Source organism: Curtobacterium sp. LFS084 (assembly GCF_047977705.1).
Taxonomy (GTDB): domain Bacteria; phylum Actinomycetota; class Actinomycetes; order Actinomycetales; family Microbacteriaceae; genus Curtobacterium.
This window is the reverse complement of sequence record NZ_JBFPFM010000042.1, coordinates 1-26,920: the sequence shown is the minus strand read 5'-3', so window position 1 is coordinate 26,920 and position 26,920 is coordinate 1. Positions and strand designations below refer to the sequence as shown.

Annotated in this window: 28 protein-coding genes and 1 tRNA gene; 19 read left to right on the top strand and 10 right to left on the bottom strand. The window is 70.9% G+C overall.

The features are described 5' to 3' along the window. Positions 1 to 57: 57 nt before the first annotated feature. Positions 58 to 429, bottom strand: coding sequence for a hypothetical protein (locus tag ACNQOV_RS16015; RefSeq protein ID WP_022906452.1), 372 nt, complete (start codon positions 427 to 429; stop codon positions 58 to 60). Between the two features lie 117 nt (positions 430 to 546). Between ACNQOV_RS16015 and ACNQOV_RS16010 the strand changes: the two genes are divergently transcribed. Genes ACNQOV_RS16010 through ACNQOV_RS16000 form a run of 3 tightly spaced genes read left to right on the top strand, consistent with a single transcriptional unit; the run spans position 547 to position 2,449 of the window. Next, positions 547 to 996 carry a MaoC family dehydratase N-terminal domain-containing protein gene (locus ACNQOV_RS16010; protein WP_083857901.1) on the top strand — a complete coding sequence of 150 codons (450 nt, stop codon included), beginning with the start codon at positions 547 to 549 and terminating at the stop codon, positions 994 to 996. Then, entirely contained in the window at positions 993 to 1,418 is a 426-nt protein-coding gene (locus ACNQOV_RS16005) for a MaoC/PaaZ C-terminal domain-containing protein (protein ID WP_416395744.1), read from the top strand. The genes ACNQOV_RS16010 and ACNQOV_RS16005 overlap by 4 nt, the downstream gene beginning before the upstream one ends. 2 nt (positions 1,419 to 1,420) lie before the next feature. After that, positions 1,421 to 2,449 carry a UDP-N-acetylmuramate dehydrogenase gene (locus ACNQOV_RS16000; RefSeq protein WP_416395742.1) on the top strand — a complete coding sequence of 343 codons (1,029 nt, stop codon included), beginning with the start codon at positions 1,421 to 1,423 and terminating at the stop codon, positions 2,447 to 2,449. A gap of 76 nt (positions 2,450 to 2,525) precedes the next feature. Here ACNQOV_RS16000 and ACNQOV_RS15995 read toward each other — a convergent pair whose 3' ends face one another. Beyond that, positions 2,526 to 3,707 (bottom strand): pyridoxal phosphate-dependent aminotransferase, encoded by a 1,182-nt coding sequence (locus tag ACNQOV_RS15995; RefSeq protein WP_416395749.1) that lies wholly within the window; start codon positions 3,705 to 3,707, stop codon positions 2,526 to 2,528. Positions 3,708 to 3,888: 181 nt separating this feature from the next. On the opposite strand from ACNQOV_RS15995, the gene ACNQOV_RS15990 reads away from it, so the two are divergent. From ACNQOV_RS15990 to ACNQOV_RS15965, 6 genes are all read left to right on the top strand, one after another. Continuing rightward, positions 3,889 to 3,961 (top strand) — tRNA-Trp (locus tag ACNQOV_RS15990). A gap of 35 nt (positions 3,962 to 3,996) precedes the next feature. Then, positions 3,997 to 4,260 carry a preprotein translocase subunit SecE gene (secE, locus tag ACNQOV_RS15985; protein ID WP_370871658.1) on the top strand — a complete coding sequence of 88 codons (264 nt, stop codon included), beginning with the start codon at positions 3,997 to 3,999 and terminating at the stop codon, positions 4,258 to 4,260. 119 nt (positions 4,261 to 4,379) lie between these two features. Next, on the top strand, positions 4,380 to 5,429 hold the full coding sequence (gene nusG / locus ACNQOV_RS15980) for a transcription termination/antitermination protein NusG (RefSeq protein ID WP_022906458.1): 1,050 nt from the start codon (positions 4,380 to 4,382) through the stop codon (positions 5,427 to 5,429). Positions 5,430 to 5,570: 141 nt separating this feature from the next. After that, positions 5,571 to 6,002 (top strand): 50S ribosomal protein L11, encoded by a 432-nt coding sequence (gene rplK, locus ACNQOV_RS15975; protein ID WP_022906459.1) that lies wholly within the window; start codon positions 5,571 to 5,573, stop codon positions 6,000 to 6,002. Positions 6,003 to 6,090: 88 nt separating this feature from the next. Beyond that, the gene (gene rplA / locus ACNQOV_RS15970; RefSeq protein WP_022906460.1) at positions 6,091 to 6,780 is read left to right on the top strand and encodes a 50S ribosomal protein L1; all 690 of its coding nucleotides are present in this window, start codon (positions 6,091 to 6,093) and stop codon (positions 6,778 to 6,780) included. 87 nt (positions 6,781 to 6,867) lie between these two features. Further along, on the top strand, positions 6,868 to 7,476 hold the full coding sequence (locus ACNQOV_RS15965) for a Pr6Pr family membrane protein (RefSeq protein WP_042723687.1): 609 nt from the start codon (positions 6,868 to 6,870) through the stop codon (positions 7,474 to 7,476). Here the strand turns inward: ACNQOV_RS15965 and ACNQOV_RS15960 are convergent. Next, entirely contained in the window at positions 7,473 to 8,192 is a 720-nt protein-coding gene (locus ACNQOV_RS15960; RefSeq protein ID WP_416395738.1) for a YqaJ viral recombinase family protein, read from the bottom strand. The two genes, ACNQOV_RS15965 and ACNQOV_RS15960, sit on opposite strands and share 4 nt — an antisense overlap. Before the next feature lie 80 nt (positions 8,193 to 8,272). Further along, positions 8,273 to 9,484 carry an ROK family transcriptional regulator gene (locus ACNQOV_RS15955; RefSeq protein ID WP_022906461.1) on the bottom strand — a complete coding sequence of 404 codons (1,212 nt, stop codon included), beginning with the start codon at positions 9,482 to 9,484 and terminating at the stop codon, positions 8,273 to 8,275. A 145-nt stretch (positions 9,485 to 9,629) separates the two neighbouring features. Here ACNQOV_RS15955 and ACNQOV_RS15950 point away from each other — a divergent pair, with 145 nt between their 5' ends. From ACNQOV_RS15950 to ACNQOV_RS15925, 6 genes are all read left to right on the top strand, one after another. Continuing rightward, positions 9,630 to 10,376: a sugar phosphate isomerase/epimerase family protein gene (locus ACNQOV_RS15950; RefSeq protein WP_022906462.1), complete on the top strand. Its 747-nt coding sequence runs from the start codon at positions 9,630 to 9,632 to the stop codon at positions 10,374 to 10,376. Next, on the top strand, positions 10,373 to 11,524 hold the full coding sequence (locus ACNQOV_RS15945) for a Gfo/Idh/MocA family protein (RefSeq protein ID WP_416395735.1): 1,152 nt from the start codon (positions 10,373 to 10,375) through the stop codon (positions 11,522 to 11,524). The genes ACNQOV_RS15950 and ACNQOV_RS15945 overlap by 4 nt, the downstream gene beginning before the upstream one ends. A 135-nt stretch (positions 11,525 to 11,659) precedes the next feature. After that, positions 11,660 to 12,961: an extracellular solute-binding protein gene (locus ACNQOV_RS15940; protein WP_022906464.1), complete on the top strand. Its 1,302-nt coding sequence runs from the start codon at positions 11,660 to 11,662 to the stop codon at positions 12,959 to 12,961. A gap of 213 nt (positions 12,962 to 13,174) precedes the next feature. Continuing rightward, positions 13,175 to 14,170 (top strand): carbohydrate ABC transporter permease, encoded by a 996-nt coding sequence (locus ACNQOV_RS15935; RefSeq protein WP_022906465.1) that lies wholly within the window; start codon positions 13,175 to 13,177, stop codon positions 14,168 to 14,170. Continuing rightward, positions 14,163 to 15,002 (top strand): carbohydrate ABC transporter permease, encoded by an 840-nt coding sequence (locus ACNQOV_RS15930; protein ID WP_022906466.1) that lies wholly within the window; start codon positions 14,163 to 14,165, stop codon positions 15,000 to 15,002. Before ACNQOV_RS15935 ends, ACNQOV_RS15930 begins: the two co-directional genes overlap by 8 nt. Before the next feature lie 215 nt (positions 15,003 to 15,217). Further along, the gene (locus ACNQOV_RS15925) at positions 15,218 to 16,153 is read left to right on the top strand and encodes a TolB family protein (RefSeq protein WP_416395731.1); all 936 of its coding nucleotides are present in this window, start codon (positions 15,218 to 15,220) and stop codon (positions 16,151 to 16,153) included. Between the two features lie 131 nt (positions 16,154 to 16,284). On the opposite strand, the gene ACNQOV_RS15920 is transcribed toward ACNQOV_RS15925, so the two are convergent. The 5 genes from ACNQOV_RS15920 to ACNQOV_RS15900 form a co-directional block, all read right to left on the bottom strand. Further along, positions 16,285 to 16,959, bottom strand: a complete 675-nt coding sequence (locus ACNQOV_RS15920; protein ID WP_416395747.1) for an ABC transporter ATP-binding protein — start codon at positions 16,957 to 16,959, stop codon at positions 16,285 to 16,287. Between the two features lie 140 nt (positions 16,960 to 17,099). Next, positions 17,100 to 18,641 carry an ABC transporter permease gene (locus ACNQOV_RS15915; protein ID WP_416395729.1) on the bottom strand — a complete coding sequence of 514 codons (1,542 nt, stop codon included), beginning with the start codon at positions 18,639 to 18,641 and terminating at the stop codon, positions 17,100 to 17,102. A gap of 87 nt (positions 18,642 to 18,728) precedes the next feature. Then, on the bottom strand, positions 18,729 to 19,457 hold the full coding sequence (locus ACNQOV_RS15910) for a glycosyltransferase (protein WP_416395727.1): 729 nt from the start codon (positions 19,455 to 19,457) through the stop codon (positions 18,729 to 18,731). Beyond that, on the bottom strand, positions 19,454 to 20,815 hold the full coding sequence (locus tag ACNQOV_RS15905; protein ID WP_416395725.1) for a PIG-L family deacetylase: 1,362 nt from the start codon (positions 20,813 to 20,815) through the stop codon (positions 19,454 to 19,456). The genes ACNQOV_RS15910 and ACNQOV_RS15905 overlap by 4 nt, the downstream gene beginning before the upstream one ends. Further along, the gene (locus ACNQOV_RS15900) at positions 20,809 to 21,918 is read right to left on the bottom strand and encodes an acyl-CoA dehydrogenase (protein WP_416395723.1); all 1,110 of its coding nucleotides are present in this window, start codon (positions 21,916 to 21,918) and stop codon (positions 20,809 to 20,811) included. Before ACNQOV_RS15900 ends, ACNQOV_RS15905 begins: the two co-directional genes overlap by 7 nt. Before the next feature lie 105 nt (positions 21,919 to 22,023). On the opposite strand from ACNQOV_RS15900, the gene ACNQOV_RS15895 reads away from it, so the two are divergent. From ACNQOV_RS15895 to rplL, 4 genes are all read left to right on the top strand, one after another. Continuing rightward, positions 22,024 to 22,764 carry a response regulator transcription factor gene (locus ACNQOV_RS15895; RefSeq protein ID WP_031262639.1) on the top strand — a complete coding sequence of 247 codons (741 nt, stop codon included), beginning with the start codon at positions 22,024 to 22,026 and terminating at the stop codon, positions 22,762 to 22,764. Positions 22,765 to 22,774: 10 nt separating this feature from the next. After that, positions 22,775 to 24,271: a sensor histidine kinase gene (locus ACNQOV_RS15890; RefSeq protein ID WP_416395721.1), complete on the top strand. Its 1,497-nt coding sequence runs from the start codon at positions 22,775 to 22,777 to the stop codon at positions 24,269 to 24,271. A 404-nt stretch (positions 24,272 to 24,675) separates the two neighbouring features. Next, positions 24,676 to 25,191, top strand: a complete 516-nt coding sequence (gene rplJ, locus ACNQOV_RS15885; RefSeq protein ID WP_022907352.1) for a 50S ribosomal protein L10 — start codon at positions 24,676 to 24,678, stop codon at positions 25,189 to 25,191. A gap of 51 nt (positions 25,192 to 25,242) precedes the next feature. After that, the gene (gene rplL / locus ACNQOV_RS15880) at positions 25,243 to 25,626 is read left to right on the top strand and encodes a 50S ribosomal protein L7/L12 (RefSeq protein ID WP_022907351.1); all 384 of its coding nucleotides are present in this window, start codon (positions 25,243 to 25,245) and stop codon (positions 25,624 to 25,626) included. Positions 25,627 to 25,788: 162 nt separating this feature from the next. Here rplL and ACNQOV_RS15875 read toward each other — a convergent pair whose 3' ends face one another. Then, positions 25,789 to 26,622: a hypothetical protein gene (locus ACNQOV_RS15875; RefSeq protein WP_402268417.1), complete on the bottom strand. Its 834-nt coding sequence runs from the start codon at positions 26,620 to 26,622 to the stop codon at positions 25,789 to 25,791. Between the last annotated feature and the right edge of the window lie 298 nt (positions 26,623 to 26,920).

Sequence of the window (26,920 nt, the reverse complement as noted above, 5' to 3'; positions counted from 1 at the left end):
GCCCCGCGCTGCCTCCCGCCGGCCGGCCGACGCCGATCGGCGCCGCCGCGACTCGCGCTACCGCCCGCTCAGGACGCCCGCCTGCCGCAGCGCCCGCTCGATCACGCCCGCCGTGCTGCGCCAGGCGTCGTGGCGCCGCTTCGCACCGATCTCCCCGCCCGACACCGCCGTGCCGTGCCCGGAGTGCCGCAGCGTGATCGTGGTCGACGTCCCCGTGACGGTCGTCGACAGCTCGTACCGTCGGAACTCCCGCGACGGGTGCACGAGCGCACCGAGCAGGATCGTGAGCAGCCGGTTCCCGGTCGTGGCCGTGAGCGTGCCGCCGGTCGACTCGACGTGGTGGCCGGCCCGCTGCAGTGCGGCACCCGCGGCTTCCATCGCCGTGCACCGATCGCCCGTGTGCACGGCGAACTCGGTCGTGTGGTCCATCGTTCCTCCCCATCCCCAGAAGACCGGCGTCGGTTCCCCCGAACCGCGTCCCACCAGCATAGCCGATGCATACTCATCAACACCGGCCCCCGAGTGGGCGTCGGTAGACTGCCGGACGTGTCAGTGAACCCCGAGCTCGTCGGCAGGACGTTCCCGCCGGCTGCGCCCTACCTCGTCGGTCGTGAGAAGGTGCGCGAGTTCTCCCGCGCCGTGTTCGCGACGAACCCGATCCACCACGAGCCCGACGCCGCCCGCGCCGCCGGGTACGACGACGTCGTCGCCCCGCCGACCTTCGCGGTCGTCGTGCAGGAGGCCACGCTCGCCCAGCTTCTCGCCGAACCCGACGCCGGCATCGACTTCTCGCGCGTCGTCCACGGCGAGCAGGCCTTCACCTACGAGCGGCCCATCGTCGCCGGTGACGAGCTCACCGCGACGCTGACGGTGACGAGCGTGAAGACGCTCGGCGGCAACGCCATGGTCACCGCCGAGAGCACCATGAACGACGCCGCGGGGGAGCACGTCGTCACGGCGACCTCCACCCTCGTGGTCCGAGGAGACGACGCATGACCGCCGCATCCGTGACCGCGCTCGAGGTCGGGACGGTCGTCGCCGAGCGCGAGGTCCACATCACCCGCGACTCGCTCGTCCGCTACGCCGGTGCGTCCGGCGACTTCAACCCGATCCACTACCGGGACGACGTCGCGGCCTCGGTCGGGCTCCCCGGCGTCCTGGCGCACGGCATGCTCACCATGGGCCTCGCCGTCCAGCCGGTGTCCGAGTGGCTCGGCGACCGCGGCTGGGTCGTCCGCTACGGCGTGCGATTCACCCGTCCCGTGGTCGTCGACCCGGAGCAGGGCGCCACCGTCGGCGTCGTCGCCAAGGTCGGGACCGTCGACGACGACGGCCGCCCGCAGCGCATCGACCTCACCGTGACCGCCGCCGGGCAGACCGTGCTCGGCAAGGCGCAGGTCACGGTGGCGTTCCGCTGACCGTGACGGAGCCGGTGCTCGCCGACCTCACGACGCTGCGCGTCGGGGGTTCCGCGGCGCGGCTGCTCACCGCGACCACGACCGACGAGCTCGTCGCACACGTGACCACGGCGTGGGACGACGACGAGTGGCTCGTCCTCGGAGGTGGCAGCAACCTCCTCGTCGCCGACGACGGCTTCGACGGCACCGTCGTGCTCGTCCGCACGACCGGCGTGGAGCACGAGTCCGACGGCGACGGCGTCACCGTCCGCGTCGCGGCCGGCGAGCCGTGGGACGCGTTCGTCGCGACGACCGTCGAACGCGGCTGGACGGGCCTGGAGGCGCTGAGCGGCATCCCGGGCACCGTCGGCGCCGCCCCCGTGCAGAACATCGGCGCCTACGGGGTCGAGCTGTCCGACGTGCTCACCCGGATCGAGTTCCTCGACGCGGCGACGGGGGAGCGCGCGTGGGTGCCAGCGGCCGAGCTGGCGCTCGGCTACCGCACCTCGACGCTCAAGCACGGGCGACGGGGCGCGGTGCTGACGGTCGAGTTCCGGCTCGGGACGGCATCCGACGCCGGGGTCGCGGTCCGCTACGCCCAGCTCGCCGGGTCGCTCGGCGTCGAGCTCGGGGCGTTCGTCGACCCGGTGACCGTGCGGTCCGAGGTCTTGCGGCTCCGCGGGTCCAAGGGCATGGTGCTCGACGCCGACGACCACGACACGTGGAGCGCCGGGTCGTTCTTCACGAACCCGATCGTCTCCGCCGCCTTCGCCGAGACGCTGCCGGCCGAGGCGCCGCGCTGGCCGGCGGGCGACGACGTCAAGCTCAGTGCCGCCTGGCTCATCGAGCACGCGGGCGTGCACCGGGGGTACGCCGTGCCCGGGTCCCGCGCGGCGATCTCGTCGAAGCACACGCTCGCGTTGACGAACCGGGGCGGCGCGACAGCCGCCCAGGTGGCGGAGCTCGCCCGCTACGTCCAGGTGACCGTCCTGAACCGCTTCGGGGTGGCGCTCGTGCCGGAACCCGTCGTGGTGGGTGACCTGCTCGCCTGAGCCGAGCCGCGCCTCCTGGCCCCGGACGTGACGACGGCCCACCTCGACGAGGTGGGCCGTCGCGGCGTCCGGGGGACTACGCGAAGAACTTCGCCAGGCGGGCCACGCCCTCGGCGATGTCGTCGTCACCGAGCGCGTACGACAGGCGGAGGTAGCCCGACGGGCCGAAGGCCTCACCCGGGACGACCGCGACCTCGGCGTGCTCGAGGATGAGGTCGGCGAGCTCGAGGGTCGTGGTCGGTGTCGAGCCGGCCCACTCGCGGCCGAGGAGCGCCGTGACGTCGGGGTAGACGTAGAAGGCGCCCTGCGGGGTCGGCGTGACGAAGCCCGGGATCGCGTTCAGACCCGCGACGATCGCCTGACGACGGCGGTCGAAGGCCTCGCGCATGGCCGTGACGGGCTCCTGCGGGCCGTTCAGCGCGGCGATCGCGGCGCGCTGCGACACGTTGGACACGTTGCTCGACAGGTGCGACTGCAGGTTCGAGGCCGCCTTCACCGCGTCGGCCGGGCCGATGGACCACCCGACACGCCACCCGGTCATCGCATACGTCTTGGCGACGCCGTTGACGAGGATCGTCGTGTCGGCGAGGGCGGGGACCGCCTCGAGGATGCCGGTGAACCGGACGCCGTCGTACACGAGGTCCTGGTAGATCTCGTCGCTGATGACCCAGATGCCGTGCTCGAGGGCCCACTCGCCGATGGCCTTCGTCTGCTCGGCGGAGTACACGGCGCCGGTCGGGTTCGACGGCGAGCAGAACAGCAGCGCCTTCGTCTTCGGGGTGCGTGCGGCCTCAAGCTGCGCGACCGTGACGAGGTAGCCCTGGTCGCTGCCGGCGAAGACCTCGACCGGTTCGCCGCCGGCCAGGCGGATCGCCTCGGGGTAGGTGGTCCAGTACGGGGCGGGGAGCAGGACCTCGTCGCCGGCGTCGACGATCGTCTGGAACGCCTGGTAGACGGCCTGCTTGCCGCCGTTCGTGACGATCACCCGCGACGGGTCGACCGTGATGCCGGACTCGCGTGCGGTCTTCTCGGCGATGGCCTGCTTGAGTTCCGGCAGGCCGGTCGCGGGCGTGTACCGGTGGTTCTTCGGGTCCTGGGCGGCCTCGACCGCGGCGTCGACGACGTGCTGGGGCGTCGCGAAGTCCGGCTCGCCGGCGGCGAACGAGATGACCGGTCGACCGGCGGCCTTCAGCGCCTTGGCCTTGGCATCGACCTTGAGCGTCGCGGACTCGGCGATCGCGGCGATGCGGGACGCGATGCGCGGCCGATCGGTGGACGCGGCAGCGGGGTTGGCGGTGGACTCGGGGCCGGGGGCTTCGGTGCTCACGGGTCCCAGCCTATCGGCGCGGCACGCCGGAGCATCCGTCAAGTGGACACCGTGTGACGGACTCCCGTACACTCGACCACCGGAACACGGATCGGTGACGAACCGTGTCCGAAGGGCGGTGGCTCAATTGGTAGAGCAGCGGTCTCCAAAACCGCAGGTTGCAGGTTCGAGTCCTGTCCGCCCTGCACATCTGGAAGGGTAGAAGTTGGCGAGCAAAGACATGGAGACGACGGCGGATGACGTCGTCGCCAAGGCGAAGCAGGACCGGGCCGAGCGCCGCGGTCCGTTCGCTGCCATCGTGCTCTTCATCCGTCAGGTCCTCGGCGAGCTCCGCAAGGTGGTCACGCCGACCCGCAAGGAGCTCTTCAGCTACACGGGCGTCGTCCTGGTCTTCGTCGTCGTGATGATGATCCTGGTGTCGGTCCTCGACTTCGTGTTCGGACTCGGCGTCGGGTACGTGTTCGGCAACGGGCCGACGGCCTGACCCGGACGCCGGCTGTCCTGTCTGCCCACGGACAGGAGTACGGTCGCCCGAGACGGCGCCGGTCGTGAACCGATCCGCCCGCCAACCCGATCCGCATCACCGAACGGAAAGATTCGACAGTGTCTGACAACTCCCGCGACGACATCGACCTCGCCACGGCTGCCGAGCAGTCCTCCGAGGTCGAGGAGAACCAGGAAGGCGACGTCGAGACCGGCGAGGAGCGTTCGGCCGAGTCCGCCGAAGAGCGAGCCATCGAGATCGAGGACGAGGACGACGAGTCCCTCGGCCTGAGCGACGAGCCCGACGACGGCACCGTCGACGCCGGCATCGACGAGGCGCTCACGGCCCTCGCCGAGTCCCGCGACCCCGAGGCCGACGCCGTGGTGGACGACGCGCTCGAGATCGACACCGCAGACGAGGCCGAGGCCGCCGTCGAGGCCGTCGAGGACGAGGAAGAAGTCGAGCTGGAGTCGGAGACGGCAGCCGAGGCCAACGCCACCCTCGCCGCCGACGAGGCCCTCGACGCCGACGACGACGAAGAAGCGGCCGAGGTCGACCCGTACGAGGCCTTCAAGGCCGAGCTGCGGATGAAGCCGGGCAAGTGGTACGTCATCCACTCCTACGCGGGCTTCGAGCGCCGCGTGAAGTCGAACATCGAGAACCGCATGGTGTCGATGTCGATGGAGGACTACATCTACCAGGTCGAGGTCCCGATGGAGGACGTCGTCGAGATCAAGAACGGGCAGCGCAAGCTGGTCACCCGCGTCCGGATCCCCTCGTACGTGCTCGTCCGCATGGACCTCAACGAGGACTCGTGGTCCGTCGTCCGGCACACCCCCGGTGTCACCGGCTTCGTCGGCAACGCGCACAACCCGACGCCGCTCCGCTTCGACGAGGCCTTCGGCATGCTGAAGTCCCTGGTCCAGGTGGCCGAGGCAGCCCCGACCAAGGGCGGCGCGAAGGGCTCCGGCGGCGCGCAGTCCCAGCCGGCGGCCGAGGTCGACTTCGAGATCGGCGAGACGATCACCATCAAGGAAGGCTCGTTCGCGGGTCTGCCCGGGTCGATCTCCGAGATCAAGCCGGAGAGCGGCAAGCTCACGGTCCTCGTCTCGCTGTTCGAGCGCGAGACCCCGGTCGAGCTCAGCTTCGACCAGGTGACGAAGCTCTAGCGCTCGCCAACACCAGCTACACTTATCGAGTTTGGCCCCGCACGCTTCGTGCGTGCGGGGCTTCACCGCGGTCCGGAACGGCCGGGCCAGCGGGAGAGTGCACGGATCCCCGTGCGTTCGATTCCAGGAGGAAGACAAGTCATGGCACCGAAGAAGAAGGTCACGGGCCTGATCAAGCTGCAGATCAACGCGGGCGCCGCCAACCCGGCCCCGCCGATCGGTCCGGCGCTCGGTCAGCACGGCGTCAACATCATGGAGTTCTGCAAGGCGTACAACGCGGCGACCGAGTCGCAGCGTGGCAACGTCGTGCCGGTCGAGATCACCGTCTACGAGGACCGTTCGTTCACGTTCGTCCTCAAGACCCCGCCGGCGGCAGAGCTGATCAAGAAGGCCGCGGGTGTGCAGAAGGGTTCCGCGACCCCGCACACGGTCAAGGTCGCGAAGATCTCGATGGACCAGGTCCGTCAGATCGCCGAGACCAAGCAGGCCGACCTGAACGCCAACGACATCGAGCAGGCCGCGAAGATCATCGCCGGCACCGCACGCTCGATGGGCATCACGGTCGAGGCGTAAGCCCCACCTGCTCAGGCACACACCCAAACACCCTTCCGTGGGAGAGCCGCGCCGGCTCGTCAACCACGTAGCTCCCAAGGAGAACACCATGGCGAAGAAGTCCAAGGCCTACCAGGCCGCGGCCGCGAAGATCGAGGCCGACAAGTTCTACACCCCCGCCGAGGCCGTCGCCCTGGCGAAGGAGACCGGTTCCACCAAGACCGACTCCACCGTCGAGGTCGCCCTCAAGCTCGGCGTCGACCCGCGCAAGGCGGACCAGATGGTCCGTGGCACGGTCATCCTGCCGCACGGCACGGGCAAGACCGCCCGTGTCATCGTCTTCGCCGTGGGCGCTGCGGCTGAGGCCGCCATCGCCGCCGGTGCCGACGAGGTCGGTGGCGACGAGCTCATCGCGAAGGTCGCCGAGGGCTACACCGCCTTCGACTCCGCCGTCGCGACGCCGGAGCTCATGGGCAAGGTTGGTCGTCTCGGCAAGGTGCTCGGCCCGCGTGGCCTCATGCCGAACCCGAAGACCGGCACCGTGACCCCGAACGTGGCGCAGGCCGTCAACGACATCAAGGGCGGCAAGATCGAGTTCCGCGTCGACAAGCACGCCAACGTGCACTTCGTCGTCGGCAAGGCCTCGTTCACGCCGGAGCAGCTCGACGAGAACATCTCGACCGCGCTCGAGGAGATCAACCGCCTCAAGCCGAGCGCCTCGAAGGGCCGCTACATCACGAAGGGCGCCGTCTCGACGACCTTCGGCCCGGGCATCCCGCTCGACGTCAACAGCATCTGATCCACTGATCAGTCCCGACAGGACCCGCACCGGTTTCGGTGCGGGTCCTGTCGCGTCCCCGGCGTGGTCTGCCGGTAGCGTGGCACCGTGCGCACCCTCGTGAACTCGCTCCGGCTGATCGCGGTCATCGCCGTGGTGGCAGCCATCGTCGGGCAGTGGCTCGTCAGCTCGAAGCTCCCGAGCTACAACCCGTGGAACTTCTTCGGGTACTTCACGATCCAGTCGAACATCCTCATCGCGGCGGCGTTCGCCGTGACGCTCGTCGCCGCTGCTCGACACAAGCGCGGTGACCTGCGGGTCAGTGTGTTCCGCGGTGCCTCGACGGTGTACATCGCCACGACCGGCATCGTCTACAACACCCTGCTGACCGGCGTCGACGTCTCGGCGAACGTGCAGTGGTCGAACGACATCCTGCACAAGGTCATGCCGGCGTACGCGGTGCTCGACTGGCTGCTGTTCTCGGATCGCTCGAAGCTGCTGCTCCGGCACGTGTGGTGGTTCCTGCTCTACCCGGCGGTGTGGACGGTCGTCGTACTGGTGCGCGGGGCGACGGACGGCTGGGTCCCGTACCCGTTCCTGAACCCCGACCTCGGCTACGGCGTCGTCGCGCTGTACTGCGTCGGCGTGGGGGTGTCGATCGTCCTGCTCGGCGTGCTCGTGATCGGGATGAGTCGCCTGCGGCTCGTGAAGGTCTAGCTCCGGAAGTTCCGCAGCCGGTCGAGCACGAGGTCGGCGAGCTGGATCAGTCCGCGGATCTGGTCGTCGTCGCGGTCGACCCACCGGCACTCGGGTTCGTCGGCGACCGGGACGAAGCCGTCGTGCCGTTCCCAGACGAACAGGGTGCGGTCCGCCCCGAGGACGTACTGCTGCCACCAGATCTGGCGGAGGTAGTGGCGGGGGATGCTCCGCCAGGCCTTGCCGGTGGTCTTGATCTCGGCGAGGACAACCCGCGACGAGCCGTCGACGCCGACGCCGTCCGGGGTGGCCAGGTGCGCCCGGTTCGTGGCGGCGTGGAAGAGGTGCGCGGAGGGCTGGATGCCGTGCGTCGCGGCGACCCAGGCGGCGATGACCGGTTCGCGTTCCTTGCCGTGCTCGGTGAACGAGTTGCCGGAGAACCGGGAGCCGTACCGCTTGTCGGTGACGACCGCCTCGACGGCGTGGAGCGAGGCCAGGCGGGCCACGTCGGTCGCGGTGATCCCCATCGCCCGGGCGCGCAGCCAGGCGACGCGGTCGGACGAGTGCGCGACGATGCGCTCGGTGTGGCCGCGCAGCGCGGTGAAGGCGTCGTGCGCGACGGGTCCCGCCGCCGTGGAGCCAGCCACGGGTGCGACCGACGCCGGAGCTGCGGAGGCGGGTTGCGCCTCCAGAACCGGGTCGAGGTCGCCCCACAGGGTGGGCTGCACGATCGTCACCCGACGATTGTCTCCCCGCGCACCGACGAGACGAAACCGACGCACCGGTGGGACCGGCCCGACGCACCGGTGGGACCGGGTCAGGAGACGAGCTGCCGCCCCTCGGCGAACGTCACGAGCTCGTCGATCCCTGCGGGGGAGAGCGCGTACCCGATGGCGAGCGCCGCCGCCCCCTGCAGCGCCGCGAGCGAGCCCGCACGGGACTGCGCGATCACGAGGTGTTCCGTGGCGAGGGGCATCGAGCGGGAGTACACCACCTCGCGCACCCCGGCGAGCAGGTGTTCCCCTGCCTGCGTGATCGATCCGCCGAGCGTGATGACCGACGGGTTCATGAGCGAGACGCAGGTCGCGAGGACCTCGCCGATGTCCCGCCCCGCCTGCCGGACGGCCTGGATGGCGTCCAGGTCCGACCGGTTCACGAGCTCCAGGACGTCCGCGCTCGAGTGCACGTCATGGCCCTTCGCGCGGAGCCGCCGGGCGATCGCGGGCCCGGAGGCGACGGCTTCGAGGCACCCGGTGTTCCCGCAGTGGCACGGCACGTCGCCTGCGCTCGAGACCCGGACGTGGCCGATGTCCCCAGCGGTGCCCTGGGCGCCGCGCCGGAGCTCGCCGTCCGAGACGATCCCGGAGCCGATGCCGGTGGCGACCTTGACGAAGAGCAGGTGGTCGACACCGGGCCAGGCGTGCTCGCGTTCGCCGAGGGCTGCGATGTTCACGTCGTTGTCGAGGAGCACGTGGGCCGCGATGTTCGCGCGGAGCCAGCCGGGCACGTCGAAGCCGTCCCAGCCGGGCATGATCGGGGGGTTCGCGGGGCGGCCGGTGGAGAACTCGACCGGCCCCGGCACGCCGATGCCGATCGCGATGACGTCGTCCCGGGCGCGACCGACCTCGTCGAGGAGCGAGTCGATGGTCTCGACGAGCCACGTGAGCGTGGGGACCGGGCCGGCGGCGATGTCGATGCGGGCCTCGCGGGTGGCGAGCGGCCGAGCGACCAGGTCGGTGACGGCGACGCGGCCGTGGGAGGCGCCGAGGTCGGCGGCGACCACGAGGCGGGCGCGGGGCATCAGTGCCACCTGCGCAGGCGGGCGTCCGCCCGTGGACGCCGCGGTGTCCACGGGTCCGACGAGCCCGACCTCGATGAGGGCATCGAGGCGCACGCCGATCGTGGAGCGCGCGAGTCCTGTCAGGCTGGCGAGTTCGGCCCGGGTCCGTGGCACGCCGTCGCGCAGGATCTGGAAGAGCTCGCTCGTCCCGACCGGAGGCGACGCTGCCGTCCGGTTCAAGTCGACCATGTGGGGGAGTGAAGCACACATCGAACGCGCCACGCAACGAAGTCCGTCGAACGTGATCGAACTTCTGCTTGACCGCCGACAAAAGTGGTCATAGTGTGACGCTCGGTCGACGACGACCACACCATCTCGACGAGGAGAACTCCTGGTGACCCAACCGCTCTCGGTCCAGCTCTACACAGTCCGTGACGCCCTCGCTGCCGATCTGCCCGGCACGCTGCAGCGCATCGCCGACATCGGCTACACGAACGTCGAGGCGTTCGGCTTCGTCGACCGGGCCGAAGCGCTCCGCGACGCCCTCGCCGCGGCGGGACTGCAGAGCCCGAGCGGCCACGCACGGCTGCTGGACGCCGGCGAGCAGGACCTCGAGCAGATCTTCCACGCGAGCGTCACCGTCGGTCTCACGACCCTGATCGACCCGCACATCGACGAGGCCCGCTGGACCACCCGCGAGGACGTCGAGGCCATCGCCCGCGAGCTGAGCGCCCTCGCGCCGCGTGCCGCGGACCACGGTCTCGCCCTCGGGTACCACAACCACGCGTTCGAGTTCTCGAACCGCATCGACGGCGTCTCCGCCTACGAGGTCTTCGCCGACGCGCTGTCCGACGACGTCGTGCTCGAGCTCGACACGTACTGGGTGCAGGTCGGCGGGGACGACCCGGTCGCGATCATCCGCAAGTACGGCGACAAGGTCCAGTTCCTGCACGTCAAGGACGGCGACGGCTCGCACGACGACAAGAAGCAGGTCGCCGTGGGCAACGGCATCATGCCGATCCGCGAGATCATCGCCGCGGCGCCGGACGCGCTCCACGTCGTCGAACTCGACGACCACGAGGGCGACGTCTTCCAGGCCGTCACCGACTCCTACACGTTCCTCGAGGGGGCCCGCGCATGACCGACACCACCACCACGACCGAGACCGGCGCGACCCGGACCACCCGCACCGGCCCGGTCGGCGTCGGCGTCATCGGCGCCGGGGTCATCTCGGACCAGTACCTCTCGAACCTCACCGTCTTCCCCGACGTCACGGTGCACGCCATCGCCGACATCGACCTGCCCCGTGCAGCGGCGCAGGCGGAGAAGTGGGGCGTCGCCGGGTCCGGCACCGTCGAGGAGCTCCTGGCGAACGACGACATCGAGATCGTCGTCAACCTGACGATCCCGGCCGCCCACGTCGAGGTCGCCCTCAAGACCCTCGCCGCCGGCAAGCACGTCTGGGGCGAGAAGCCCTACGCCCTCGACCGCGCGAGCGCCGCCGAGCTCCGGGACGCCGCCCGCGCCGCCGGCAAGACCGTCAGCGTCGCACCGGACACGTTCCTCGGTGCCGGCCTGCAGACCGCGCTCCGGACCATCCGCGACGGCCGCATCGGCACACCGCTCAACGGTCTGACGCTGTTCCAGAGCCCCGGCCCCGAGTCGTGGCACCCGAGCCCCGAGTTCCTGTTCGCGTACGGCGCCGGTCCGCTCTTCGACATCGGCCCGTACTACATCACGACCCTCGTGCAGGCGTTCGGCCCGGTGAAGAAGGTCACGGCCACCGCGTCGAAGTCCCGCGCGACCCGGACGATCGGTTCCGGCCCGAAGGCCGGCACCGAGTTCCCGGTCGAGGTCCCGACGAACCACTCGGCCCTCATCGAGTTCGAGAACGGCGGGAGCGCGCAGAGCGTCTTCTCGTTCGAGTCCGACCGTGGTCGCACCGGCTTCGTCGAGATCGCGGGCGAGACCGGCACGGTCGTGTTCCCGGACCCGAACAACTTCGACGGCGACACCGAGCTCTACGCGCACGGCGCCGACGAGCCCGAGACGATCCCCGCCGTGGGGTCCACCTACTCGCGCGGTACCGGCGTGGTCGACCTGGCCCGCTCGCTCCGCGCCGGTGAGGAGAACCGGGTTCCCGGTGCCCTCGCCTTCCACGTCCTCGACGTGATGGTCTCCATCGCCGAGGCGGCCGAACGTGGTGAGGCGGTGCTCGTGGAGAGCACCGTCGCACCCTCCCCGACCCTCCCCGAGGGCTGGGACCCCGCGGCGTCGACCCTGGCCTGACCGCCAGGCCCGGTCGGTGGCCGTCCGACGACGGACGCCCGCCGACCGGGACCGACACCGCTGCACACAGCAGCACCCGACAGCACGACCAGCACCACCACCTGCACCATCTCAACGACGAGAAAGTAGAGAGTCATGCGCACTGCCATCCGCGCACTGGCCATCACCGCGGCCGCGGCACTCACCGTGACCGGCCTCGCAGCCTGCTCCTCCGGATCGTCCGGTTCGTCCGGCGACTCCAAGACGCTCACTTACTGGGCGTCCAACCAGGGCACGTCGCTCCAGAACGACAAGGAGGTGCTGACCCCCGTCCTGAAGAAGTTCACGAAGGAGACCGGGATCAAGGTCAACCTCCAGGTCATCGGCTGGAACGACCTGCAGAACAAGATCCAGACCGCCGTCACCTCGGGTCAGGGCCCGGACGTCGTCAACATCGGCAACACCTGGGCGACCTCGCTCCAGGCCACCGGCGCCTTCCAGGAGTTCGGTGACTCGGAGATGAAGGCGATCGGCGGCGCCGACAAGTTCGGCAAGGTCGCGCTCTCGACCGGTGGCGCACCGGGCAAGACCGTCACGAGCGTCCCGCTCTACGGCCTCGCCTACGGCCTGTACTACAACAAGCAGATGTTCAAGGACGCCGGGATCGAGGCGCCGACGACGTGGGAGGACCTCGTCTCGGACGCGAAGAAGCTCACCACCGACGGCAAGTACGGCTTCACCATCGCCGGTGGCTCGTACACCGAGAACGCGCACTTCGCGTTCATCAACTCGGCGCAGAACGGTGGCGAGTGGTTCGACTCGAAGGGCAACCCGACCTTCACCCAGAAGGCGAACGTGGACGGCATCCGCCGGTACCTCGACCTGATGCAGAGCGACAAGGTCGTCAACACCTCGAACGCCCAGTACGACAACGGCACCCAGGCGGTCTCGGACTTCGCGAACAAGAAGGCCGCGATGATGCTGACGCAGAACAACGCCAACTCGACGATCACGTCGAACGGCATGTCCGCCGACGACTTCGGCGTGGTGCCCTTCCCAGCGCCGCAGGGCGGCAAGGACATCGCGTCCTTCCCGGCCGGCATCAACCTGTCCATCTTCAAGAACACGAAGAACAAGGACGGCGCCCTGAAGTTCGTCAAGTACATGACGAGCGAGGACACCCAGGCCACGCTCGACAAGCCGTACTCGGCCCTGCCGGTGCTCGCCTCCGCTGCTGACTCGGTCACCGACGAGCAGACGAAGACGTTCCTCGACATCTACAACAACAAGGCGAAGCCGCTCCCGCTGGTCCCCGCCGAGGACCAGTTCGAGTCCACGGTCGGCAAGGCGATGAACGACATGTTCGCCAAGATCGCCACCGGCGGTTCGGTGTCCGACAGCGACATCAAGACCGCGCTCAAGACCGCCCAGGACCAGGTGTCCCAGGCGAACGGCTGATCGAGCCAGGAGGCCCGGGTCGCGTCCGACAGGACGCGCCCGGGCCTCCACCCCTCAGGTCCACGGCCCGACCACCCGGGTGGACGACCTGCGGTTCCGCACCCGGCCATGCGCCGGGGGTGAGCCGATCGGCTCACGCATGCCGCGCCTCCCGACCGCTGCCACGGTCCGCGCGAAGCACCCGATCCCCTTCCTGCCGAAAGGCCCCCGCTCATGTCCACCTCGGTCCTGCCTGACTCCGAGCGCATCGACCTGACCCACACGAAGGCCCCGACGACGTCGGGCCGTCCGCCAGGTCGGAAGCGCAAGACCCACTGGCTGCCCTACGCGCTCGTCGCCCCGGCCATCCTCTTCGAGCTGCTGATCCACATCGTGCCGATGCTCACCGGCATCTGGATCTCGTTCATCCAGCTCACCAAGTACTTCATCGCGAACTGGGGCGCCGCTCCGTTCGCCGGGCTGCGCAACTACTCGGTCGTCGTCGACTTCAACCAGGCGATCGGCCAGGGCGTCCTCAACTCGTTCCTCATCACCTGCGCCTTCACGGTGCTCGTGGTCGGGCTCTCGTGGAGCTTCGGCATGGCCGCCGCGGTCGCGCTGCAGAAGCCGTTCCGGGGCCGCGGGCTCTTCCGCACGCTCTTCCTCGTGCCCTACGCGCTGCCGATGTACGCCGGCATCATCACCTGGAAGTTCATGTTCCAGCGTGACTCGGGTGCGATCAACCACATCCTGGTCGACCAGCTGCACCTGTTCGGCGGCCAGGGACCGTTCTGGCTGATCGGCTCGAACGCCTTCGTCTCGGTCGTCGTCGTGGCGATCTGGAAGACCTGGCCGTTCGCGTTCCTGATGCTCATGGCGGGCCTGCAGTCCGTGCCGAACGACGTGTACGAGGCGGCTTCGGTCGACGGCGCGAAGCCCTTCCGCCAGTGGCGCTCGATCACCCTGCCGATGGTGCGTCCGGTCAACGTGACGCTCGTGCTCGTGATGTTCCTCTGGACGTTCAACGACTTCAACACGCCGTTCGTCCTGTTCGGCTCGACCGCCCAGCCCCCGGCCGCGGACCTGCTGAGCTTCCACATCTACAACGCGTCGTTCATCACCTGGAACTTCGGCTCCGGTGCCGCGATGAGCGTCCTGCTCCTCATCTTCCTGCTCATCGTCACGGGCATCTACCTCGCCGTGACCAACCGGAGGTCCGTCCGTGCGTGAGACAGTCGGCGCCAAGTCCTTCAAGGTCGTGACCCTGGTCGTCCTGACCCTGTTCACGGTCGTCCCGCTCTACGTGATGATCACCACGGCCATCAAGCCGCTCGGTGACGTGCAGAACGACTTCACGTGGATCCCGACGCACATCACCCTGCAGCCGTTCATCGACATGTGGTCGACGGTCCCGCTCGGGCAGTACTTCATCAACTCCCTGGTGGTCTGCACCGTCGCGACGGTGTTCTCGCTGATCATCGCGACCTTCGCCGCCTACGGTGTCTCGCGCTGGAACTTCAAGGGCAAGAGCACCTTCACCACCGCGGTGCTCTCCACCCAGATGTTCCCCGGCGTGCTGTTCCTGCTCCCGCTGTTCCTCATCTTCACGAACCTCGGGAACGCGCTCGGCATCCAGCTCGTCGGGTCGTGGCTCGGCCTGATCATCACCTACCTGACGTTCACGCTGCCGTTCTCGATCTGGATGCTCGCGGGCTACTTCGAGACCATCCCGCGGGAGCTCGACGAGGCCGCGATGGTGGACGGCTCCGGACCGATGGGCGCCCTGTTCCGGGTGATCCTGCCGTCCGCCCGTCCGGGCCTCGTCGCGGTCGGCATCTACTCGTTCATGACGGCATGGGGCGAGGTGCTCTTCGCCTCGGTGATGACGAACGGCAACGGGCAGACGCTCGCGGTCGGTCTGCAGCAGTACTCGACGCAGACGAACGTGTACTGGAACCAGATCATGGCGGCGTCGCTCGTCGTGTCGATCCCGGTCGTGATCGCGTTCCTCATCGTGCAGCGCCAGTTCGTCGCCGGTCTGACGGCCGGTGCGGTGAAGTAGGCAGGACCGCCTGACGGGGGGGGGGGGGGGGGGGGGGGCCCCCCCCCCCCCCCCGCCTCCCGTCCGTGCGTGCGCCGGTGCACACGCGGCGTGCGCTGGTGCGCGCGGCGTGCGTGTGCCGAGACTCGGCGGTGCGGACGGTTTCGCGCCGCCGGAGCCACGACGGTGTCCGCCGGGGCGAGACTCGGCGGCCGGAACCGGGACAGGATGGGACCATGAGCGAGCCACGCGGGCGGCAACTGCTGCCGGGACAGACCAGCCGAGTGCACGTGTACGACGTCGAGAGCCGGACGAGCCGGATCGTGTTCGAGTCGAGCACCCTGCTCGTCGAGGCGCCGAACGTGCTGCACGACGGCACCCTCGTGCTGAACGGCGGCGGCGACCTCTGGCTGCTGCGGCTCCCTGCCGACGGTGACGCCGTCGTCGACGAGACCGCACTCGTGCGCGTCCCGATGCCCGGCGTCCCCGAGATCAACAACGACCACGTGCTCGACCCCTCGGGCCCGTCCGTCGTGGTGAGTGCTCGCGACGGAGACCTGTACCGGGTGCCGGTGCCGGCCGGGGGAGCGGCGGCGACCCTCACCGACGTCACCACCGCCCTGCCGGTCGTCCGGAAGTTCTACCTGCACGGCATCTCGCCGGACGGGGAGACCCTCGCGGCGATCGTCGGGGAGCGCACCGAGGAGGGCGTCTGGACCACCGACGTCGCCCTCGTCGACCCCGCCACCGGGGACCCGACGTTCCTCACCCGCGACGAGCACCCCGACGACGGTGTCTCGTTCGCCGGGGAGGTGCTCGTGTGGAACTCGGAGCGGTTCACGCCGGGCACCGCGCAGCTCGTCGTGCTCTGGCCCGGCGCGACCGACCCGGTGCGACTCACGAACGACGATCGGGTGAACTGGTTCCCGCACGTCTCGCCGGACGGGGCACACCTGCTCTACCTGTCGTACGAGCCCGGCGTGCAGGGGCACCCGGCCGACCACCGGGTGGAGCTCCGGCTCCTGCCGGGTTCGCTCGTGCGCGGTGCCCGGATCGCCGTCCAGCCGGAGACCCTCGTCACGCTCGACGGCGGGCAGGGGACCGTGAACGTGCCGCCGTGGTCGCAGGACTCCCGCTGGTTCGCGTACTGCGACTACCCGGTGGCGCCGTAGGGCCGCGACGTCGCCGCGGTGCCGCGACGCCGCGACGCCGCCGCGACCTCACGCGCTGAGCGACAGTTCACGCGCTCGGTGGTCCGTGAACTGTCGCCCAGCGCGAAACACCGGCTGCGCCGCCGGCCGGGCTAGACCTCGCGCACCTGGCCCTGCTTGATGTGCAGCCGGCGCTCGGCCCGCTTCGCCACCCACGAGTCGTGCGTGACGATGACGACGGTGAGCCCGCGCTCCCGCCACTGCTTCTCGATGAGCCCCATGATCTCGTCACGGGTCGCCTCGTCGAGCGCGCCGGTCGGCTCGTCCGCCAGCAGCACGCTCGGGTTCTTGACCAGCGCCCGGGCGATCGCCACGCGCTGCTGCTGCCCGCCCGAGAGCTCCGCCGGCAGGTGGTCAAGTCGTTCGCCGAGCCCGACCTCCCGGAGCGCGGCGGTCGCCCGCTCGCGGATCTCCACCCGTGATCGGTTCGCGAGGGACCCGGCGAACGCGGTCTCGACGTTCTCCAGCGCGGTCAACGTCGGGATGAGGTTGAAGCTCTGGAAGACGAAGCCGATCTCGGTGGCGCGCAGGTTCGTCAGCGCCCCGTCCCCGAGCTTCGCGACGTCCTGGTCGCCGAGCAGCACGCTCCCGGCACTCGGCCGATCGAGCGCGCCGAGCATCTGCAGCAGCGTCGACTTGCCGCCGCCCGTCGGGCCCTGGACCGCCACGAGCTGCCCCTGCGGGATGGTCAGGTCGACGTTCGTCAACGCGGTGACGGTCCGGTTCTTCTGCTTGTACGTCTTGCTCACGTTCTTCAGGGCGTAGATGGGCCGGGAGGCGCGGCTCGCCTCCGCCGCGGAGGGCGCGGTGTCGATTCTGGTCACGGGTGCTCCTGTCGGTTCCGGGGTCGCTCGGGTGTGGTCGGGCGTGCCCGACGTGGGGGTCGTGCCGGTGGTCGGTCCGGGCATCAGGCCACGCTCCGCAGCGCCTCGGCGGGACGGAGCCGGCTCGCGCGCCAACCGCCGAGTGCGCCGGCGATGAGGCCGCCGAGGACGGCGAGGCCGATCGCGAGCAGGATGACCTCGACCGTGACCGGGGCGTGCAGGACGACGTCGGTCGTCGAGGCCGTGCTCGCGCCGCCGCCGAACCCACCGGCCGGGGCACCGCCGGTCGTGCCGCTGCCGGCCGCCGCGGTCGCCGCACCGCCGGGCATCCCACCGCCCATGCCGCCGCGGGTGGTCCCGGAGGAGGCGCTCGCCGAGATCGTCGGCGAGATGACGTTCACCACGAGGATGCCGATGAGGCCCACCGCCGCACCGATCACGCCGCCGATGACGCCCTGCACGAGCGACTCGCCCGCGACCTGTCGCGTGATGCGGCCGTTCGACCACCCGATCGCCTTGAGGGTGCCGAACTCCCGGGTGCGGCGGGTGACGCCGGAGATCGTGAAGAGGATCGCGATGAGGAACGCCGCCGCGAGGACGACGATCGAGAGCCAGGTGCCGAGGTTCGAGACGAGGCTCGACGCGGTGCTCAGCGACCCCGAGACGCTCGACGCGAGGTCGGACTCGGTCGACACCGTGGCGCTGGTGAGCTGCTTCTGCAGGGCGGTCTTGATCGTGCCGACGTCGGCGGACGACGTCGCCGAGACGTAGATCGAGGTGACCTTGCCGTCCAGGTCGGCCAGTGCCTGCGCGGTGTCCAGCGGGATGTACGTGTTCGAACCGGTGGTCGACGACGAGCCGGTGGACGACACGATGCCGATGACCGTGAAGTCCTTCCCTCCGATGGAGACGGTGTCGCCGACGGCCTTCGACTCGCTCTTCGCGTAGGTGGCGTCGAGCACGACGACGTCCTTGCCGGCGTCCTTCGCCGTGAACGTGCGGCCCGTCGTGAGCTCCGTGCTCGTGAGCGGCCCGACCGTGTCGCCCGACACCGGGATGCCGGTGACGGTGAACGAGTCGACGCTGAACGAGCCGCCGCCGAAGCCGCCGCCCTCGCCGCCGCTCGGCGGCCCCTGCTGTGCCCCGGTGCCGCTGCTGCTGTCGCTCGAGCTGCTGCTGCTCGAGCTGCTGTCCGACTGCTGCTGCACCTGGCCGGAGAACGTGCTGTTCTCGAGGGTCAGGACACCGGTTGCGGCCTTCACCCCGCTCGTGCTCGTGACGGTCTCGACGTCGGTGGCGCTCAGCGTGCTCGACCCGCGGGACACGGCGAGGCGGGACTGCGAGAGGTCGGTCGATCCGCTGCTGCTGCCGGAGCTGCCCTGGCTGCCGAAGTCGAAGCTCGGGCGGCCCGTGGCGGAGCCGGTCGGGGTCTCGGTCTTCGTCACGGTGATGTCCGTGCCGACGCCGTAGACCGACTGCAGCACGCTCGCCTGCGCGGCCTTCACGCCGCCCGCGATCGAGGACACGATGACCACGAGGGCGATGGCGAGCGCCATGCCGATCGCGATGATGACGGTCTGCTTCTTGCGGTTCGTGAGTTCGCGCCTGAGGTAGGTCAGGAACATGGTTCTCCTCGGTGTTGGGGTCGAGGCGACCGTAGGGAGGCAGTCGATGAGCGGCGCTGCCGGATCCGAAGAACTTCCGATGAAGCCTCAGCCGGCGTCACCGTAGGTGCGGCGCAGGTGCTCGGCGTAGCCGCCGGGCGTCCGGCCGTCGAACCGGCCGCTCGTCACCACGGGGAGCGCCGTCGTCGCTCGGACGTCGAAACCGAGGGCACGCGCCCGTCCGACCAGCCGGACGTCCTCGTGCTCGGGCACCGGGTCGAAGCCGCCCAGCGTCAGGCAGACGTCGCCGCGGACCCCGAGGTTGGCGCCGTGCACGTGGCCGAGCGTCGACCCCGGCGGGTGCGCGTGCACCCACCGGGCGAGCACCACGGGGTCGAGGTCGACCGGGTCCGGGACGACCGCCCCCACCAGGACGTGCGCGCCGTCGTCGTGGGCGCCGACCTGCTGCACGAGCCACCCCGGGTCGACCCGGGAGTCCGCGTCCGTGTGCGCGGTCCACCGTTCGGCCGGCGGCGGACCGCTCGCGAGGGCCCTGCCGGTCCCGACCGCCCGGGCACGCCCGACGCCGACGTGCGCGGTCTCCACGACGTCCAGGCGCACCGCGTGCCAGAGCGGGTCCGCGGCGACGGTCGACCGGAGGACCGCCGCCGTGGTGTCCGAACAGCCGTCGAGCACCACCGTGACGGCGACGCCCACCCCGGGGTGCACCCGCCCGAGGACCCGGATCGCGTCGGCGAGGGCCAGGACGCACCCGGCGACCCCGTCCTCCTCGTCGTGGGCGGGGACGATGACGTCGATGCGTCCGGGCAGCGTCACGGCGTCAGGCCCTCGACCGCGGCGACGGAGCGCACCGCGGGTCCGGGGAGGACGCTCAGCACGAAGTCCTCCTCGACGTGCCGGACGAGCGCCGGACGCGGCCACCGCTCGGCGATGCGGGCATCGACGGCGTCGCCCGAGGTCACCGCGTCGTCGTCGGGGTGCCGCCAGTGGCAGGCGACGAGGACCCCGTCGTCGTCGAGCGACCCGAGGACCCGGTCGATCGTCGCGTCGAGGTCCGCCGGCGACAGGTAGTAGCCGACCTCGGAGACCACGACGAGGTCCCACCGGCCGTCCGGCCACTCCGAGGGCAGCGCGGCCTGGACGAAGCGGGCCGCCGGGGCGCGCAGCCGTGCGCGGATGAGGGGCGCAGCCGCGATGTCCGTCCCGAGGACGTCGTCGGCACGTTCGGTCAGCGCCGCGGTGAGGACCCCCGTCGCGCACCCGAGCTCGAGCGCCGACCGGTAGCGCTCGCGGGGGAGCGCCGCCAGGGTCACGGCACGCTTCCGCCGCTCGTACCAGGAGCCGTCGAAGTCCCACCCCTCGGGCTTCCGGTCGTAGTGGGCGTCGAACGATGCGCGGGAGCGCGAGGCCGGAGCGTCGGTCACGGCGAAGAACCACTCGGTCGACCGGAGGTGGTGCGCGGCGTGCCGGGCGTCGACGACGGCCTCGTCGCCCGGTGCCGGCGACAGCGGACGGGTCTGCGACGGGTACGCGTCGAGCGCCGCACGCTTCCGGTCGAGCACGGCCGGCGGGAGCACCAGCGCGCGGGCACGGTCCCACGGCGCCGCGGGGGCGGCCGGGTCGTCCCAGTGCCAGGCCCACACCGGGTACTCGAGCAGGCGTGCTCCGGGTGTTCCCGCGACGACGTCCGCCGCCACCTCGCCGGCGATCCGGTGGTCCCGGTGCCCGTCCCCGCGCCACGGTGCGACGACCAGAACGGGACCGTCGACCGCTGCGAGTCGCTCGGTGAGCGCCGCCCGGAGCACGTCCGGGTGCTCGCGCAGTCCGCCGTCGGGGACGCCCAGGACCGAGGCGCTCGCCGCGGGGTCGAGCAGCCGCACCGCCGCACGGAACTCGGCGTCCCGCACCGTGCGCAGTCGCTCGGGCGAGGTCGTCGGGGAGTGCGGGTGCGATCCCTCGCCCCGGGTCGCGAGGAGCACGTGCACGGGGATGCCGGCGTCCGCCGCGGAGGCGATGAGCCCGCCGGCACCGAGGGTCTCGTCGTCGGGGTGCGGTGCGACGACCACGACCGCGGCGAGGCCGTCGAGCCGGACGGGGAGCGGGTCGACCGACCGCAGGAACGTCGTCCAGTCCTCGGGGTCGGTGCCCGGTTCACGGTGGTCGAACGTCACCACGCGACACCGCCGTCCTCGACCACGATCCGGCCGATGCGGGCGAGGTCCCGGTCGCCGTGGTCCTGCAGGACGTAGAGCTCGAGGTCGGCGACCCGTGCCGCGACCGACGCGTCCGCGGTCAGGGGAGCGGGGCCGAGGGTGCGGACGACCCGTTCCCGGACGGCGTCGACGGAGCGGCGGACGCGGGAGCGCACCACCTGGGCGAGCAGCACCCACTCGCGGTCCGTCGTGGCGTCGGGGCCGGGGTCGTCGATGCGGGCGGCGGCGTCGGCGAGGGCGTCCTCGGCGTCCGCGAGGTCCGCGACGGTCGCACCGAGGGCGACCTGCAGGAGTTCGGACCCCCGGTGCTCGGCGGCGCGGTCGCGCAGGAGGCGGGCGAGTCCGACGGCACCGCCCCACCAGCACGCGGCGACGCCGATCCCGCCCCACGCGAACCCGGGGCGTGCGGTGTACCACCCGGGCTCGCCGACGGGTGTCGCACGCACCCCGGCGAAGTCGACCGGGCCACTCGGCACGTCCGGCATGCCCCGGGCGACCCAGGCCTCGTCGTGCACGGTGACGCCGTCCTGACGGAGGTCGACGGCGAACAGCTGCCGGTCCTCGCCGACGTGCGCCGTGACGAGGGCGTGCGAGAGGACGGACGCGAGCGAGCACCACGGCTTCGTCCCGTGGAGCAGGACCGAGCCACCCGAGCCGGTGCCGACCGAGCCGGCGCCGACCGGGCCGGTGCCGCCCGCTCCGGCTCCCTCCGCGGTCGCGGTGAGCCGCAGCCCCGGCGCCTCGGCAGCGAAGACGCCCCACGTCGAGCCCTCCGGCGCGGTGGCACCGGCCTGCGCCAGGATCGCGAGGGCGTCGAGGTGCGGCTCCACGGCACGGGCGAGGGCGACGTCGGCCGCCGCGACCGCGGCGAGGGCTGCGAAGGACCCACCGGCCGTGCCCGCGGACAGCAGGGGCGCCGTCGCGGCGACCGCAGGCACCGACGCGAGCCGGTCCGACGGGGCCGAGCCGCGCCTCCAGGACCCGGCCGCGACCCGTGCGGAGTCCTCGACCCCGTCGGCGTCGACGGAACGGGCGGAGGCCGGCCAGGCCGAGGATCGGAGCATGGCGGCCACGGTACGGAGCGGCCGCCGAGTGCCTGCTCGGGAATCCACAGAGCGCCGAGGGCCGCTCCACAGACGGCTCATAGGAAACTCTCGATACTCGAAGACGTGACCATCTCCCAGCCTGCAGCAGCCCCGCGCCTCACGCGTGCCGACGGAACCCCGTTGCGCATCCTCGTCGTCGACGACGAGGCCAGCCTCACCGACCTGTTGTCCATGGCGCTCCGCTACGAGGGCTGGGACGTCAAGAGCGCCAACGGCGGCCAGGACGCGCTGAGCACGGCGCGCGAGTGGAAGCCGGACGCGATGGTGCTCGACGTGATGATGCCGGACCTCGACGGCCTGCAGGTCCTCAGCCGGCTGCGGCAGAACAACGACGACACCCCGGTGCTGTTCCTCACCGCGAAGGACTCCGTCGAGGACCGCGTCACCGGTCTCACCGCGGGCGGCGACGACTACGTCACGAAGCCGTTCTCGCTGGAGGAGGTCGTGGCACGGCTCCGCGGACTCATCCGCCGCTCGCAGATCTCGATCTCCGAGGCCGGCGACTCGCGCATCGTCGTGGGTGACCTGGTGCTCGACGAGGAGTCGTACGAGGTGTCCCGTGCCGGCCGGCCGATCGAGCTGACCGCCACCGAGTTCGAGCTCCTCCGGTTCCTCATGCGCAACCCCCGCCGCGTGCTGTCCAAGGCGCAGATCCTCGACCGCGTGTGGTCGTACGACTTCGGCGGCAAGTCCTCGGTCGTCGAGATCTACATCTCCTACCTGCGCAAGAAGATCGACGCGGGCGAGACCCCGATGATCCACACCGTGCGCGGCGTCGGGTACGTCATCAAGCCCACCGCGTGAGGTCGGCCGCGTGACGCTCCGTCGACGGCTGGTCCTCAGCATCGTCGCCCTCGTCGTGGCCGTCAGCGCGGTGATCGGCGCGGGCAGCATCATCGCGCTCGCGTCCATCCAGACGGGTGCGATCGACAGCCAGCTCTCGAAGGCGACCGACCGCGCGAGCACCAAGTTCGGCGAGGGGCAGCAGAACCCGAACGGCCAGCGCCCGAACGACGACGCCCTGCAGCCGCTCGGCCAGGCCGCCGGGACCCTCACCGCCTACTACTTCTCCGGGGGCGGTGCCGGCGGCATCGTCCTCACCGACAACAGCTCGCGGCTGCAGCTCTCCGCGACACAGCTCGACCGCCTGGGCACCGTGAAGGTCGGCGTCGACCCCGCGACGATCGACCTCGGCGGGACCCTCGGGCGCTACCGGGTCGCCGCCGTGCAGGTCGACAACCCGGTGCTCGGCAACGCCGTCCTCGTCGTCGGGCTCCCGATGTCGCCGGTGTACGAGAGCGTCCGGTCGCTGCTCGTCGTCGTGATCGTCGTCGTCGTGGCCGCCCTGGTCGCCGCGTCCGTCGTCGCCGCGGTCGTCGTCCGACGGTCCCTGCGGCCGCTCGAGCGGGTGGCGGAGACCGCGTCGACCGTGGCCCGGATGCCGCTCGAGCGGAGCGACGCACTGCAGGACGTCCGCGTCCCCGACACCGATCCACGCACCGAGGTCGGACGCGTCGGCAGCGCCTTCAACCGCATGCTCGGGCACATCGCCGGTGCCATGCAGGCCCGCGAACGCTCGGAGCAGAAGGTCCGGCAGTTCGTCGCCGACGCCTCGCACGAGCTGCGCACCCCGCTCGCCTCGGTGCGTGGGTACGCCGAGCTGACCCGCCGGATGGGCGGCGACCTGCCGAAGGACGTCGTCTACGCGATGGGTCGCATCGAGTCCGAGTCCGTCCGCATGACGAGCATGGTCGAGGACCTGCTGCTCCTCGCCCGGCTCGACGAGGGCCGCGAGATCCAGTTCGACGACGTCGACCTGACCGGGCTCGTGCTCGACGCGGTGAACGACGCGCATGCGGCCTCGCCGGACCACCCGATCGAGGTGGACGTCCCGTCGACCCCGGTGACGGTCGTCGGTGACGCGGCACGCCTGCACCAGGTGATCGTCAACCTCGTCACGAACGCCCGCACCCACACCCCCGACGGCACCCGCATCACGGTCGGGATCGCGCCGTCGACCACGGGCACCGGTGTCGACCTGACCGTGCGGGACACCGGGCAGGGCATCGACCCGGAGTTCCTGCCGAAGCTGTTCGAACGGTTCGCGCGTGCCGACAGCTCGCGGTCCCGCACCGCGGGCTCGACCGGGCTCGGGCTCGCCATCGTCGACGCGGTCGTGCAGGCGCACGGCGGGTCCGTGGACGTGACGAGCGAGCCGGGCGACACCGTCTTCACCGTGCACCTGCCGGCCGAGCGGCCCGCTGGCGCGGACTGGTCGACGACACCCGAGGTGGCTCCGGCGAGCAGCTGACGGACGGGAGGCGCGGGTCGGGCCGGCACCGCGCCTCCTGTCCGGTGGGCGGTCCGGTCCGGGCCGGGTCCCGGTGCCGGTGGGCGGTCCGGGCTGTCCGCCTGGTGCGGTGGTGGGGCCCCGGCGGGTGCGGCGGCCGGGTCCTCCGCCTGGGGCGGTGGTTGGTCGGGGGCGTCTCGCCGTGCTACAGTTCTCGAAGCCAAAGACCGCCGGTTGTCGTGCTGCTCGCAGCGTGACCGAAGGTCCTCACTCGTGAGGCAGCCCGCGCAGGTGTTCCGAACCTCTCCTTCCGTTCGCGGGGGAGCAGCTCCGAGCCTCTGCGCCGGAGCTTTTTTCATGTGGTGGGGCTGTGCTTGCCACAGCCACGGACCTGGGGCTAGCCGGCAAGAACCCCAAGGAGAACCATGGCGAACAAGGAAGCTGCGGTCGCCGAGCTCACGGAGTCCTTCCGTAGCTCGAACGCCGTTCTGCTCACCGAGTACCGCGGTCTCACGGTCGCGCAGCTCAAGGAGCTCCGCAACTCGATCCGTGAGCACGCCACGTACGCCGTGGTGAAGAACACGCTGACCAAGATCGCGGCGAACAACGCCGGCATCTCGTCGTTCGACGACGAACTCGCCGGTCCGTCCGCTCTCGCCTTCGTCCACGGTGACACCGTCGCCGTCGCGAAGTCGCTGCGTGCATTCGCCAAGGCGAACCCTCAGCTCGTGGTGAAGGGTGGTTACTTCGACGGTAACCCGCTCTCCGCGACCGAGGTGGACAAGCTCGCCGACCTCGAGTCCCGTGAAGTCCTGCTCGGCAAGCTCGCCGGCGCCTTCAAGGCCTCGCTGTTCGGTGCTGCGTACCTGTTCCAGGCACCCCTCTCGCAGGCCGTCCGCACCGTGGACGCCCTGCGCGAGAAGCAGGAGTCCGCGGCCTGATCCGGCACGCGTTCCACAACCACACGATCTAGCTAGTAGTAGGAGAAAATCATGGCGAAGCTTTCGCAGGACGAGCTCATCGAGGCCTTCAAGGAGCTCACGCTCATCGAGCTCTCGGACTTCGTGAAGAAGTTCGAAGAGGTCTTCGAGGTCACCGCGGCCGCCCCGGTCGCCGCTGCCGCTCCGGCCGCCGCTGGCGCCCCGGCCGAGGCCGCTGAGGAGAAGTCGGAGTTCGACGTCGTCCTCAAGTCCGCTGGTGACAAGAAGATCCAGGTCATCAAGGAGGTCCGTGGCCTGACGTCGCTCGGCCTCGGTGAGGCCAAGGCGCTCGTCGAGACCGCCGACGCCAAGATCCTCGAGGGTGTCAACAAGGAGACGGCCGACAAGGCGAAGGAGGCCCTCGAGGCCGCCGGCGCCACGATCGAGCTCGCGTAGTCTCGACCGTTCGGTCACGAAGGCCGCTGCCCCTCGGGGCGGCGGCCTTCGTCGCGTGCGGGGCCGGGCGGCGGCCGGTGCGGCTTCGCCGAGTCTCGGCTGGGCGGACAGTTTCGCGCCGGAGTGGCCGCGAAAGTGTCCGCGTGGACGAGTCTCGCGCGGTCACAGGAGCACCCCGTGTGCGCGGAAGAGCGCGCGGAAGCGGTCCGCCTCGAGCAGGTGCCACCACGTCACCCGGATGACCGTCATCACTCCGGGGTGCATGCGGATCCGATCCTCGCGGAGCTTCTCCTGCCACAACGCGTCGTGCGGTGAACGGTTCCCGAGCATCGCGGGATCGCCGTACTTCTGCTTGCCGTCGAACTCGACGACGACTCCGATGTCCGGGAGCCAGAAGTCCACACGGTCGACGCGCGCCCCGGTCCGGAACTCCTGCTGCGCTTCGATCGATCGGACGCCGAGCTGGACGAGCCGGATCGCGGTGAATGACTCGCCGACCGACTCGTGCCGGGGATCCAGCGCCGTCGAGACGAGTCTTGCCCGACGCGATCCGCGACTCGGGCCGTCCGGGAGCGCATCGGTGAACCGGACGACATCGAGCTGACCCGACCGGACTGCGGAGTCGATCGCCACTGCCGCCACGTGCGGCTCCAGCGTGGTCGCGAGGAGCACGGCGGTGGAGACCGCATCGGCGACCGGGACGCCGTCGAAGCGCTCGGGAGCTCGGTCGGGCACCCCAGCCCCGCTCTGTGCGCCGTGTCGAACGACGCCCGCCCGGTGTTCGACACCGTGGAGCGTCCCGTCGATGACGTGCACTCGATCCGTGATGCCACCGATGAGGGGCCAGCCGTGGATCAGCGCGGCGGTCTGGTGCGAGAAGGTGACCGATCCTGACAGCTCCGGAGCGATCGCCCAGGCACGGATGAGGTGGCGGTCTGCGGGCTCCGAAGCCGCCCAGACGTCCGTTGCGACGTAGACCGAAGCGCGAAGGCGCACGAGTTTGCCGGCGGCGTGGAGGCGTCTGAGCCGGCGGCCCTCTGACGGGTCGGCTGCGCGCGCACGGAGGAGTGGTGGGCGAGTTCGGCGGTAATGCATGCCGGGATGCTCGCGCGTTCCGAGAGCCCACCCGCGCGCATCTGCCCTCGCTGTGGACGGCCTGGCGTGTCCAGCGGGTTGTGCGGGAGTGCCGAGACTCGGGCGGGGGGGGGGGGGGGGGGGGGGCGCGCCGCCCGCGCCCGGGCGGGGGCGCCCCGCGCGCGGCGCCCCCCCCCCCCCCCCCCCCGGGCCGCGGCCG